The following is a 13,068-nucleotide window of genomic DNA, read 5'->3' on the forward strand; positions in this document are numbered from 1 at the left end:
GAGACACGATGAGCAAAATTGCACTCATTACCGGCGGCGGGAGCGGGATCGGTCTGAGCGCCGCTAAAGCGCTGGAAGCGATTGGTTTTAAAGTGATCCTGACCGGGCGAAACAAAGAAAAACTGGCTCATGCGGTGACGCTGTTTGCGCCGGGACAGGCGGTGGCGCGTCAGTTGGATGTCACCAGCCCTCAGTCTGTCGCAGCGCTGTTTCAGGATATTCAGGAAACCTTCGGGCGGCTGGATGTGCTGTTCAACAACGCCGGTAACAACGTGAAAGATGTGCCCATCGACGAACTGCCGGTGGAAGACTGGCTGTCGGTGATCAATACCAATCTGACTGGCGCATTTTTATGTACTCAGGCGGCGGTGAAGCTGATGAAACAGCAATCGCCACAGGGCGGACGCATCATCAATAACGGTTCGATTTCGGCGCAGTCGCCGCGCCCGAATTCCGCGCCTTATACGGCCAGCAAGCATGCGATCACTGGCCTGACCAAATCCACTGCGCTTGACGGGCGCGCGTTCAATATCGCCTGCGGACAAATAGATGTCGGCAATGCGGCGACGGATATGGGCAATAAAGCGCTGGCGGGCAGAATGCAGGCTGACGGGCATATTGCCGAAGAACCGGTGATACCGGTGGAACGCGTCGGCGAGGCTGTGGCGTTTATGGCCGGTTTGCCGCTCGATACCAACGTGCTGACCATGACCGTGATGGCGAGCGCGATGCCGCTGGTGGGACGCGGTTGAGCTGAGTTTCAGCCATAAAAAAACGGCCCGTTACGGGCCGTTTAGCATTTCTGATGACGGATTACGCCGCTTTTGTTTTGCGTTTCCGGCCAAGCCAGAAAATAAGCACCAGCAGAATAATCACCCCGGCCACCATCGCCGGAGCCATGAACGGCTGCAATTTCGCCAGCAATGTGACCGGGCCACCGGCGCGTAACACCGCGACATCCTGCGCGCTGACCTGAACACCTGCGTTGCCGTAATTCTTCAGCACATAGTTGGAGATGTCAGCAATCTGCTGGTCATCCAGCTGGCCGACATACGAACCCACGCCAAATTTCGGCATCAGCACGTGATGGTCGCCGACCTGACGATCCACGCCGTACAGAATGGCGGAAATCAGGTTAGACGCGTTGCCCAGACCGGTCGCGGTGTTGTTGAACAGTGACGGGTACGCCTGATTCTGACTGCCGGAGCCGTCCGGCTGGTGACAGCTGGCACAATAGCCACTGAACAACGCCGCACCATTCTCGATAGTTTTGTTCGCATTATAAGGATGCGCACCGCGCAGACCTTCTTCCACATTAACCGGCTTACCGAAGGTATCCGCCGCCTGAGTATCACGCGGGTCACGTACCGGCGTGCTGTTTTTCAGGTAGAAGGCAATGGCGTTCAGATCCGTGTCAGACATGTATTGCAGGCTGTTTTGCACTGCTTCCGCCATCCCGCCGGCTGCCTGGTTTTTCCCGGCAGTACGGCCAGTTTTCAGGTATTCCACCAGCTGAGCCTGCGACCAGTTACCGACACCGCTGACCGGATCAGAGCTGATGTTCGGCGCATACCACGGGCCGACCATGCCGCCCGCCAGAGGTTTATCCGTCACTGAACCCATCATCAGGTTACGTGGCGTGTGGCAGGTATCACAGTGACCGGCACCGTTGACCACATAGGCACCGCGGTTCCATTGCTCGCTCTTCGACGGATCCGGCTTAAACGGCGTGCTGTCGAGATACATCATGTTCCAGCCCGCCATCGCAATACGCATGTTGAACGGGAACGGCAGGGCGGTTTCAGGATTCGGTTGCTCAACCGGCTTCACACCTTGCTGGAAATAGACATACAGCGCGTGCATGTCGGCATCGCTCATATGGCTGTAAGAGGTGTAAGGCATGGCCGGATACAGATTGGCACCATCCGGACGAACACCTTCACGCACCGCGCGGGTGAACTGTTCTTCGGTGTAGTTACCGATACCAAACTGCTTCGATGGCGTGATATTGGTGGTATAAATCGTGCCCATCGGCGAGTGGATTTCATAACCCCCGGCAAACGGCTTACCGCCTTCCGGTGCGGTATGACAAGCCTGACAGTCAGCAGCGGTCGCGACTTCCTGACCCTGATGAATAAGTGCAGCCTGAGTGTCATCTGCCGTGGCGCTGGCGGCAAAGCCCCCGAACGCGGCGCTCAGCAGGCAAGCGGTGAGAAGTTTTTTCATGCAGCACCTGCCAGTTTTTTGGCCATGTCATCTGCCGCTTTCAGGCCGAGTGCGGCCATGGTCAGCGTACTGTTCACCACACTGGAAGACGGAATAGCCCCGCCGCCCGGTAACCACAGGTTAGCGTGGTCATGCGCACGGCATTCACCGTTCACCACGGAATCTTTCGGATCACTGCCCATGATGGTGCCGCCCATAATGTGGTTGTTGGCGTTCAGGCTGGTGGTGATGTTGAATTCTTCGGCCATAAACAGGGAACCGATGTGTTCCAGCTGTTTGTGCGCGGCTTCCGCGCCTTTACGCACGTAATCGCCGACATCGTAATGAATGTCCGGGCACGGCAGACCGTGCGGATCTTTACGGGTGGTGCTGAGCGTCAGACGGTTATTCGGATCCGGCAAAGGTTCCAGACTGATGGAAAGATCCACACCAAAGATAGAACGGCGGCGGATTTCCTCATCCAGTTCTTTACCGACCAGACCCATCTGCAACGCTTTCGACGTCGCCGGGATCACGCGGCTGATGTTGTTGAGGATCATCTTGTTGGCAGAATAATCTTTGCGGAAATCGCCGTCGCGCGGCCCCACCAGACAGCTGCTCTGCGCCGGACCACGACCAATCCACAGCGGCTCTTTGGCGATGAAGGTACAGTGGAAACCGGAGTGATCCATCATGTTGCGGCCAACGTGATCAGACGAGTTGGCAATACCGTTCGGGTTCTTTTCGTTCGCCGCCATCAGCAGCAGACGCGGGGTTTCGATGCCGTTACAGGCCAGTGCGAAAACTTTACCGGTGGCTTTATGCGATTTTTTATCGCTGTCCAGCCAGTGAACGGCGGTCACGTTGTTGTTTTCATCGGTGTCGATTTTGTAGACCACCGCTTCGGCCAGCACCACGGCGCCTTTGTTCTCGGCGCGTTCAACGTGCGCAATGCCGTTGTACATTGCACCAATCGGGCAGATTGGCTGACAGTTGTTGTTGCCGCAACAGGTCGGGCGACCGTTCCACGGACGCGTGCTGCGGCCCTGCGGGATCGGCACCGAACGGTAACCGTGCGGGTTAACGATTTCAGCAAAACGCGTATCGCCATAACCGTAAGGCACCTGTTCCATCGGATACGGTTTGCTGCGCTCGGAAGGCGATTGCAGTTCAGGATCGTTCGGCCCCGCTACGCCAATTTCTTCTTCAGCGCGGCAGTAATAAGGTTCGAGTTCATCATAGGAGATCGGCCAGTCGCGGCCCACGCCGTATAACGTTTTCATTTTGAAATCGTTAGGAACGTGACGCCAGCAGGACGCTGCCCAGTGCCAGGTGGTGCCGCCGACGGTGCGCAGATAACCCTGTTTGAAGCTGCCCGCGCTCGGTCCGGTCAGGTGGACGTAGTTATTTTCCGGGAAATACAGCGGAGCTGGGGCTTTTTCTGACTGCGGATATAAACCCTGGAAATCAGAACCGGCACGGTTTTCGAACGGCATATTGCGCCAGTTCTCTACGGCCTGCGCACGTTCAATACGTAAACCTGCTTCCAGCACCAGCACGGAATGTCCCTGGCTGACCAGCTGATCGGCAATCATGCCGCCAACAATGCCGGAACCGACAACAATCACATCAGCAGACGCATCGCCGTCTGCGGTAAACTCTGGTTTTTTCATCAGACTTTGCTCACAACATTTGTTTCAGAAGGATGGGTAAAACGATCGGCGTTCATGGATTCCGGCATCTCGGCAGCGGGCGGCGCAGCAGTGAAATACAGCGGACCGTTACCGCAGTAAGTCGGCACAATCAGACCGTCACTGACCGGGCGATACATCAGCGCATCTTTATAAGCAATCAGTATGGAATCGGTTCCATGTCCAACCGTGCCGGTATACCACGCAGTGACGATACTGGTGACCAGTTCACCCAGACCATTTTGCTTTGCCACTTCCTGCAAGTCTTTCGCTGCCTGACCCGGTTTCACCAGCGCATGCAACCTGCTGACCTGTGCAGGGAAGTCGGGCTGTGAACGGTAAAAGGCGTTGAAAATCTGCGCCGAAGAACCTTCGCTGATATTTTTATGCTCAGTGATGGCCTGGGAAACCAGATAGAACTGACCGAAGATAACCGGATCCTGCGTGGCGGTTTCTTTTTCCGCATGGCTCAGGAACGGGAAGCCGAGCAGGGTGGTTGCCACCATCGCAGAGGTGAGGCCTTTCAGCAGTTCACGACGACTGAAACCGGTTCCATTTTCGGGTGTGTTGCTTCCAATGATTGAAGGATCGTTTTCCATCTCTTTCTCGCTGGGAATGGGTTGTTTTGCCAAACGGCAGTGAATTCGCTTATCTGATTTTTATTATAATTTGCGTAATGCGAGATTTATCAGCGGGTTAGTTTCTGCCGATGTCTGTCCCGATAGGGTATACCACTTATAACGGTGCGGATGATAAGCCAAAGAAGAGGGATTTGTGCAAACAAATTGTGCGGATTTATTAACATTAGATCCAGATTTTAACGTATGATGCGGCGCGGCCAAAAGTGTAACCAACTGGTTCATTTCGGTGTGAAATTAACAAATGACTTTGATTGTCACAGGAAGTGATTATCTTCTATTTATATGATAAACAAAGAATAACATAGGAATAAGGTTTTCACTGGCTCCTCCATTTGTATATTAATTGTAAACGAATAAGCAATTAAAAGTAACGTTAATTGATTAAAATGGTTGTAGATCAAGTCGGAAAAGGTTACAAATAAGCCAAAATGAGATCTGCCTCTCAGATTATTTGGGAGCAGGCATAAAAATGACCTCAGTCTGCGGGTTTGTATCTGGCAACGTTAATTTAATGTTAATTATTTGAGCGGGAGTTGGGCAAAGCGAAGACTGTCGGCTATAACTTAAGCAGTACGGTTGTAGCGATTTTGTAAAAACATCTGGTATAGATGTCTGAATCACTGTCTGGGGAACTACGTGAATAATATCCAACTTTCGGTAGTACATCGTTTGCCGCAAAGTTATCGCTGGTTGTCGGGTTTTGCCGGTATCAAAGTTGAACCGATTCCGCTGCCTGGTAACGATGAAGATAACAATCTGATCGGCCTGAAACTGCTCAGCCATGAGGGTGAATTCGCCTGGCAGGTGATGCATCAGCTGACGAATGCGTTAGAAGATATTCAGGTAAAAGCCGCTATCGTTGAAATCGACGGCGAACCCTGCCTGTTTGTTCATCGTGAAGATGAAAGTGCCACACTTTGCTGCCTGAAGAATATCGGTGCGGCTATCGCTGAATCCGTCACCGCACTTTATCCTTTCTGAACCGCCTGAAATGTCACGCTTTCAGGCGGCACTTATCCGATTGTGTCGAACGCGTCTGAGTCAGCCAGCAACTCGCGGGTATAAGCCTGCTGGGGCGCTGTAAAAATCTGCTCACAATCCCCCTGTTCGACCACTTCCCCGTTTCGCAACACAATCAGCTGATGACACAAAGACCGCACCACGTGCAAATCATGACTGATAAACAGATAAGTCAGGTCGTGGCGCTGTTGCAGCTCGCTGAGGATAGTCAGAATTTGCGCCTGCACCGATTTATCCAGCGACGACGTCGGTTCATCGAGGATCAGCATTTCCGGCTGTAAAATCAGTGCACGGGCAATCGCAATACGCTGGCGCTGCCCACCGGAAAACTCGGTCGGGTAACGATGGCGTGACGCCGGATCTAACCCCACTTCCTGCATGGCGCGTATCACTTCTTTTTCCCGTTCCTGTTCGCTGACTTTACGGTGAACCAGCAAACCCTCGGCGATAATCTGGCCGACCGTGAAACGCGGATTCAGCGCCGAAAACGGATCCTGAAACACCACCTGTATCCGGCTGCGGAAAGGCAGCATTTTCTTGCGCGAAAACGTGTGCAGCGGCTGGCCGTCAAACCAGATTTCGCCCTGCGACTTCATCAGGCGCAGCAACGCCAGACCGGTGGTGCTTTTTCCTGAACCAGATTCGCCCACCACGCCAAGGCTCTCACCGCGACGCAGCTGAAAACTCACCTGATTTACCGCATGTTTTATACCGACGGTGCGGCGTAACAACCCGCGTTTTACCGGGAAACCGACATCCAGATTTTTAACATCCAGCAGTACGGAAGATTCGCCTTTCAGCGGTTGCGGGCGACCCTGAGGTTCTGCCTGCAATAACTGGCGCGTATACGGGTGTTGTGGCTGGCTGAACAGGGTGGCGCGGGGTTGTTGTTCCACCTTGCGACCCTGCTGCATCACCGCCACGGTGTCCGCCAGACGGCGCACAATGCGCAGGTTATGCGTGATGAACAGCATCGCCATGCCCATTTCCTGTTTGAGTTCATCGAGCAGCGATAAAATCTGGGCCTGCACGGAAACATCCAGCGCGGTGGTGGGTTCGTCAGCAATCAGCAGTTTCGGACGGGTCAGTACCGCCATGGCAATCATCACGCGCTGGCGTTCACCGCCGGAAAGCTGATGCGGGAAATCTTTCAGACGCGACTCTGCCTGACGGATACCCACGCGATCCAGGCAACGCAGGATTTCGCTGCGGGCCGCATCACCGCGAAGATTACGGTGCAGCATCAGCACTTCTGCCAGCTGTTTTTCGAGCGTATGCAGCGGATTGAGCGAAACCATCGGCTCCTGAAAGATCATCGAAATTTCATTGCCGCGGATCTGGCGCAGGGCATTGTTGTCGGCGTGGAGCAGCGATTGTCCGGCAAACACAATATCGCCCTGCGGGTAAATGACTGACGTGGGCAGCAGGCGTAATACCGACAACGCAGTAACACTTTTGCCCGAACCGGATTCACCGACCAGCGCTAAGGTTTCCCCGGCATGGATATCGAGCGATACATCGCTGACCACTTCCTGCTGCAGATTTCCCTGACGGAAAGCGACGCTCAGATTTTTGATTTGTAAAAGAGGAGAGTCTGTCATCTCAGAGCGCCTCATGATGATGTGCGGACGGATTAAAGGCGTCGCGAACGGCTTCACCAATGAAAATCAGCAGTGACAGCAAGGCGGCCAGCACCACGAATGCGCTGATGCCCAGCCATGGTGCCTGCAAATTGTTTTTCCCTTCCATCAGCAATGTGCCGAGCGAAGGCGAACCCAGCGGCAGGCCGAAACCGAGGAAATCCAGTGACGTCAGAGTGGTAATTGAACCACACAGGATAAACGGCAGATAAGTCAGTGTCGCCACCATCGCATTGGGCAGCATATGGCGGCGCATAATGGCGCTGTCACTGACGCCCATCGCCTGGGCGGCGCGGATGTAATCAAAGTTGCGGGTACGCAGGAATTCGGCGCGAACCACGCTGACCAGCGTCATCCAGCCGGAAAGCACCGTGATCAGCAACAACCACCAGAAATTCGGCTGTACCACGCTTGCCAGAATGATAATCAGGAACAGCGTCGGAATGCTGGACCACACTTCAATAAAGCGCTGTCCGAGCAGATCAATCAGCCCGCCGTAATAGCCCTGTGTGGCACCGGCCATAATGCCAATCACCGAGGTCAGCACGGTCAGCATAATGCCGAAGAACAGAGAAATACGCAGTCCGTAGAGGATTTGCGCCAGTACATCGTGACCGTTGCTGTCAGTGCCCAGCCAGTTTTGCGCCGAGGGCGGGGAAGGGAAGGGCTGCGCGGTGGAAAAGTTGATGGAGTTATAGCTGCTGCGGATCGGTGCCCAGACAGCCCAGCCGTGGTCCTCAATCTGGCGTACAACGAACGGATCCTGATAATCAGCAGGCGTTTCCAGCTCGCCGCCAAACGTAGTTTCACTGTAGTCGACCAGAAACGGAGCGTAGAGATGCCCCTGATAGCGGGCCAGCAGCGGTTTGTCATTGGCGATGACGTTAGATAACAGCACCAGAATCAGCATCACTATGAAAATCCACAGTGACCAGAAGCCGCGACGGTTCTGGCAGAAACGCGCCCAGCGCGCCTGACTGACGGAGTTCAGTTTAAAAAGGCTCATTACTGGCGGCCCTCAAAATCGATACGCGGGTCAACCAGCGTGTAAGTGATGTCACTGACAATATTAAGCAGCAAACCAATCAGCGTGAAAACATACAGCGTGCCGAAAATCACCGGGAAATCGCGCTGCACGATGGCATCGTAGCCCAGCAATCCCAGTCCCTGTAAGGAGAACATCACTTCTATCAGCAAGGATCCGGTGAAAAACATGCTGATAAAGGTGGCAGGGAAACCGGCGATCACCAGCAGCATTGCGTTGCGAAAGACATGCCGGTACAAAATCTGTTTCTCGTTTAGCCCTTTGGCGCGCGCGGTTACCACATATTGCTTGCCCACCTCATCCATAAACGAGTTTTTGGTCAGCATGGTTAACGTCGCAAATCCGCCAATTACCGTCGCCAGCACCGGTAAGGTGATGTGCCAGAGATAATCGGTCACTTTGCCGTACCACGGCAGGGTATCGAAATTCGGGGATGTCAGGCCGCGCAACGGGAACCAGTCGAGGTAACTGCCGCCGGTGAACAGCACAATCAATAAGATAGCGAACAAAAAGGAAGGAACGGCGTAGCCGACGATAATCACCGAACTGCTCCAGGTATCGAACCGCGAGCCGTTGCGTACCGCTTTGCGGATCCCCAGCGGAATCGACACCAGATAGATAATCAGTGTGCTCCACAGGCCAATGGTGACTGAAACCGGCAACGCATTTTTCACCAGCCCCATCACTGAAGAACCGCGAAACAGGCTGTCGCCAAAATCAAACCGGACATAATCCGAGAGCATCTCGAAATAACGCACGTGCAGAGGTTTATCGAAACCAAAACGATGGGTGATCTCGGCGATCACTTCCGGGTCAAGGCCGCGTGCGCCGCGATACTGACCTTCGCCAAACTGCGCCAGACCCGGTGACGCTTTGCCATTTCCGCTGCCGGAACTGGCACCGGGCAAACCGCTGGATTGCCCCATTTCGATGGCGGCGATGGCCTGATCGACCGGTCCACCAGGCGCAATTTGTACAATGAAAAAGTTAATCGTGATGATCGCCCACAGCGTCGGGATCACCAGCAGGAGTCGTCTTAACAGATAGGCGGCCACAATCGGCTCCTCAGCGGCGTTGCGCAGGTAAACGGGCTGCGCGGTTCACGTCGTACCACCACGTATCAAGTTCCATTCCGTTGGACGGGGCGACAGCCGGCATCGAGAATTTATCCCAGTACGCATAGCGTTCATGGTTGGTGTACCACATCGGGATCATCACCCTATTCCAGGTCAGAACGCGATCCAGCGCATGTCCGAGTGCCAGCAGTGCGTCGGGTTTGCCCTGATTGGCGGCAATTTCATCGGTCAGTTTATCGATAGCCGGATCACTGATACCTGATTTGTTATACGTGGAATCGAGATATTGGGTGTTCCAGTAAATCCGCAAATCGCTGCTCGGATATGAAGTGGCAGGATAAACCGTCGGGATCATATCGTAATCGCGCTGGCGCATACGGCGCACGAACTGTGAATTATCCACTTCGCGGATCGACATTTTGATGCCGAGACGTTGCAGATTATGCTGAAACGGCAGCACGTACTGCGAGTTTCCGCCGCCCGGCAGCAGCAGTTCGAAGGTAAACGGTTTGCCGGTTTTGCTGTTCACCAGCACCTGATCTTTCACTTCCCAGCCTGCTTCTTTCAGCAGTGCCGTGGCTTTCAGCAGATTCGCGCGGTCGTTGCCGCTGCCATCAGAACGTGGCGGCTGATACAACGAGGTGAAGACTTCCGCAGGAACCTGACCTTTCAGCGGCCCGAGCCAGGCCAGTTCAGCAGAGTTCGGATAATCTTTGGCTGCATAGTCGGTATTTTGAAAATAACTGTTCACCCGCTGGTAAGCGCCGAAATAGAGCGCCTTATTCATCCAGTCAAAATCGAACGCGAGAGTAATAGCCTCGCGCACTTTCCGGTCGCTGAATTGCGGACGGTGAAGATTGAAAGCCAGCCAGCGCGTGTCCTGTGCGGCCTGATTTTCTTCATCCGCTTTTACGATGAAGTTTTTACTGAAATTGCCGCCCTGATACTGTGTTGACCAGTTCTTCGGCGAAGATTCCATGCGGAAATCAAAGGCACCAGATTTAAAGGCTTCCAGTGCGACATTGTCATCCAGATAATAATCGTAGCGGATGGTGTCGAAGTTATAACGCCCACGGTTAACCGGCAAATTCGCTGCCCAGTAGTCGGGAACGCGGGAATACGTGATGTACTGGCCGAGCTTATAATCGCTGATACGGTAAGGCCCGCTGCCCGGTGGCGGCGTGCTCAAAGGCTCGTTGAATTTATGGTTTTCCCAAAACACCTGGGGCAGAACCGGCAGGCCCAGTAGTCCGAGCATCATGTCTTTATCAGGTTTGGGCAAGACCATGCGCACCGTCAGACGCGATATGGCTTTTACTTCCACACCTTTATAAACCACGCGAAATTGCGGTACGCCTTCGGTCATGAACTTTTTGAAGCTGAATGCCACGTCGCTGGCGGTGATCGGGGTGTTGTCGTTAAAACGGGCGCGCGGGTTGATGTCCACTTCGACCCAGCGGTACTGGCTGTCATAACGGGCAGAATCTGCAATCAGCGGATAATAGCTGCCGATTTCGTCGCTGGAAGTGGTGAAAAGGCTGTCGTAAAGCGAGCCACTGCGTGCCGCCGGATTGCCCCGTGAGGCGAAGCGGTTGAAGTTGTCATAGGTGCCGATAGCGGCCAGCGTAATCTGTCCTCCCTTCGGCGCGGCGGGATTGACGTAGTCAAAACTGGTGAAGTTAGAGACATATTTGGGTTCGCCTAAAATGGCAAACGCATAGCTGTCCTGTATGACTTCGGCTTGTGCGCTGAGGCTCAGCAGGCACAGCACACCGGCAAACACGCGATAAAACATCCTGAATCAGCACTCCTGTAAGGGTGAGAGCATCGTGCGGACATGGCCGCAGATTATTGTTCGGGTTTAATCAATTGATAGTTAAGACCTTGTAACGCACCGGCCTTAAATTTCATCCCTGATTCCGGCCTTTTTATCACAACCGGATGCAGACACCTAAAAGAAAAATGGAACAAAAGATGCAAAAAAAGATGAAAAAAACAGTCGGACGTTCCTGAGACTAAATGTGGTAAGTGGATTCTTTCTCATTGAAATCACGGATGAAGTCCAGAAGTGCCGGAACGCCCAACGGTTTGCTGTACAAATAGCCCTGCAAATAAGTGACGCCATGATTACGCAGATATTCTGCCTGCAGCTGCGTTTCGACCCCTTCGGCCACCGTTTTCAGCTTTAGCTCTTCCGTGAGTTTAAGCACGGTATCCAGAACGGGAGCAATCAACGTTTTTTGGTCGATGGACATGACAAAACCACGGTCTATTTTCAGATAATCCAGGGTGAATTTCTCAAGATAAATCAGGGCGCTGTGGCCGGTTCCAAAATCGTCGATAGCGATTTCGATTTTGTGGCGACGCAGCCAGTTAAATTCACGCAGCGCGCCTTCGGTATCGATCATTCCGCGTTCTGTTATTTCAAATACGACCTGAAATGCGTTCTCCGGTAAAGCTTCGATAAAATTCATCACGTCGTCATGAAAGCTGACGTTCTCCATATGGTGCGGAGAGATATTTATGCTGAGTTTTCCCGGCGCTGAAAAAACATGCTGCATTTTATGAGCATCCTGAGCGACCAGAACCATCATGTGTTGCGTCAGTTCGACGATAAGCCCCTGATTTTCCGCATAGGTGATAAAGACATCCGGCGGGATCCGCCCTTCAACAGGATGTTGCCAGCGCAGCAACGCTTCCACACCTGCGACCTTCAGGGTTTTTGAATCAATCACCGGCTGATACTCGACAAAGAATTCTTTGTTTTTCAGACCGCGCAGGATCTCGCGTTCAACGTTATGGCGGTTAAGCAGGCTGTGATAGATGAGGGCGCAGACCATCAGGCTCAGCAGTATCCCGCCTGAGAGGGTAAAGAGAACGCTGTCGCCGGTCAAGGTAGGGGAGTAAAGGCGGACGGTGAACGGATAGCCCTCAATTTTGGCCTCCGTAAAATGGCTGTGCGGTAACTTGCTGACCGGGATCAGCTGATCCTGCGCCGAAATCAGGGCTGAATCCCCCACCAGCAAAGCAAATCCCCGATATCCGGACCCTGATTGGGCAAAGAGCATATAAGGCGACAGCGTCAGCTCAAGCGTGGCGATCACGCCATCATTGCTGGCCCCAGGATTGCGCTGCCAGACGATGATCACCGCGCGGTTAGGAACAGCGGGTGTACCCATTTGCAGATTAATGCTCATCGTCTTGTCGAAATCGATGTCATGCAGGGAACTGTTAGCGGGGATATTTTGGTTACCTGAAGCAGAAGAACAAAAAACCATTCCGTTGCGCACCAGCTGAAAATCACGGACACCGACACTGAATGCAGCATCCCGATTTAATTCACCGGCAATGGAATTGCAGGGATCATCAGTGAGCAGAGCAATTTTGCCCATTGTGTCGGAGAGCTGATGTAAATAGTTGGCGGCATAACGGGCAGTGCGCTGAGCGATTTGATCTTGCTCGCGAAGAGTATTGGTTTTAATGACGGTCAGTGTGACGGCAGTAAACAAAATGAAAAACAGAGCTGAAAAAAGGATACTTCTTTTTAAATACCGGCGCTTGGGTAATACGGTGTGTGTTAACGCCGTTTTTAAACCCATATGTTTTGCCCTTTTTCTCGCCGAAGAAATAAAAGTATAACGTAGTCAAAAAAACAACAGACATTAAATACACTTTATTACAGGCATAAAAAAACGCCATCCGAAGATGACGTTTTTTTATTCGCTTGGCATAGGACAACAAGAACTAAAT

General features: G+C 53.1%; 10 protein-coding genes. 2 read left to right on the top strand and 8 right to left on the bottom strand.

What is annotated here, in order from left to right; translation table 11 throughout:
- Window positions 1–8: 8 nt before the first annotated feature.
- Entirely contained in the window at window positions 9–752 is a 744-nt protein-coding gene (locus J1784_RS06735; protein ID WP_217148540.1) for an SDR family oxidoreductase, read from the top strand.
- A 61-nt stretch (window positions 753–813) separates the two neighbouring features.
- On the opposite strand, the gene J1784_RS06740 is transcribed toward J1784_RS06735, so the two are convergent.
- From J1784_RS06740 to J1784_RS06750, 3 genes are read right to left on the bottom strand one after another with little or no spacing between them, the layout of a single operon-like run.
- Window positions 814–2,226 (bottom strand): cytochrome c, encoded by a 1,413-nt coding sequence (locus J1784_RS06740; RefSeq protein WP_217148541.1) that lies wholly within the window; start codon window positions 2,224–2,226, stop codon window positions 814–816.
- Complete coding sequence (locus J1784_RS06745; RefSeq protein ID WP_217148542.1) at window positions 2,223–3,878, bottom strand: GMC family oxidoreductase; 1,656 nt, start codon at window positions 3,876–3,878, stop codon at window positions 2,223–2,225. The genes J1784_RS06740 and J1784_RS06745 overlap by 4 nt, the downstream gene beginning before the upstream one ends.
- A complete protein-coding gene (locus J1784_RS06750) occupies window positions 3,878–4,495 on the bottom strand; it encodes a sorbitol dehydrogenase family protein (RefSeq protein ID WP_217148572.1) in 618 nt (205 codons plus the stop codon). Before J1784_RS06750 ends, J1784_RS06745 begins: the two co-directional genes overlap by 1 nt.
- 678 nt (window positions 4,496–5,173) lie before the next feature.
- Between J1784_RS06750 and J1784_RS06755 the strand changes: the two genes are divergently transcribed.
- Entirely contained in the window at window positions 5,174–5,518 is a 345-nt protein-coding gene (locus tag J1784_RS06755) for a YejG family protein (RefSeq protein ID WP_120131312.1), read from the top strand.
- A 32-nt stretch (window positions 5,519–5,550) separates the two neighbouring features.
- On the opposite strand, the gene yejF is transcribed toward J1784_RS06755, so the two are convergent.
- The 5 genes from yejF to J1784_RS06780 form a co-directional block, all read right to left on the bottom strand.
- Complete coding sequence (gene yejF / locus J1784_RS06760) at window positions 5,551–7,158, bottom strand: microcin C ABC transporter ATP-binding protein YejF (RefSeq protein WP_217148543.1); 1,608 nt, start codon at window positions 7,156–7,158, stop codon at window positions 5,551–5,553.
- Window position 7,159: 1 nt separating this feature from the next.
- Window positions 7,160–8,203, bottom strand: a complete 1,044-nt coding sequence (locus tag J1784_RS06765) for an ABC transporter permease (protein WP_217148544.1) — start codon at window positions 8,201–8,203, stop codon at window positions 7,160–7,162.
- The gene (locus J1784_RS06770) at window positions 8,203–9,297 is read right to left on the bottom strand and encodes a microcin C ABC transporter permease YejB (RefSeq protein ID WP_217148545.1); all 1,095 of its coding nucleotides are present in this window, start codon (window positions 9,295–9,297) and stop codon (window positions 8,203–8,205) included. Before J1784_RS06770 ends, J1784_RS06765 begins: the two co-directional genes overlap by 1 nt.
- 10 nt (window positions 9,298–9,307) lie before the next feature.
- The gene (locus tag J1784_RS06775; protein ID WP_217148546.1) at window positions 9,308–11,113 is read right to left on the bottom strand and encodes an extracellular solute-binding protein; all 1,806 of its coding nucleotides are present in this window, start codon (window positions 11,111–11,113) and stop codon (window positions 9,308–9,310) included.
- A 220-nt stretch (window positions 11,114–11,333) separates the two neighbouring features.
- Window positions 11,334–12,917, bottom strand: a complete 1,584-nt coding sequence (locus J1784_RS06780) for a cyclic di-GMP phosphodiesterase (protein ID WP_238485419.1) — start codon at window positions 12,915–12,917, stop codon at window positions 11,334–11,336.
- Between the last annotated feature and the right edge of the window lie 151 nt (window positions 12,918–13,068).

The sequence above is a fragment of the Rahnella ecdela genome, from assembly GCF_019049625.1.
Lineage (GTDB): Bacteria > Pseudomonadota > Gammaproteobacteria > Enterobacterales > Enterobacteriaceae > Rahnella > Rahnella ecdela.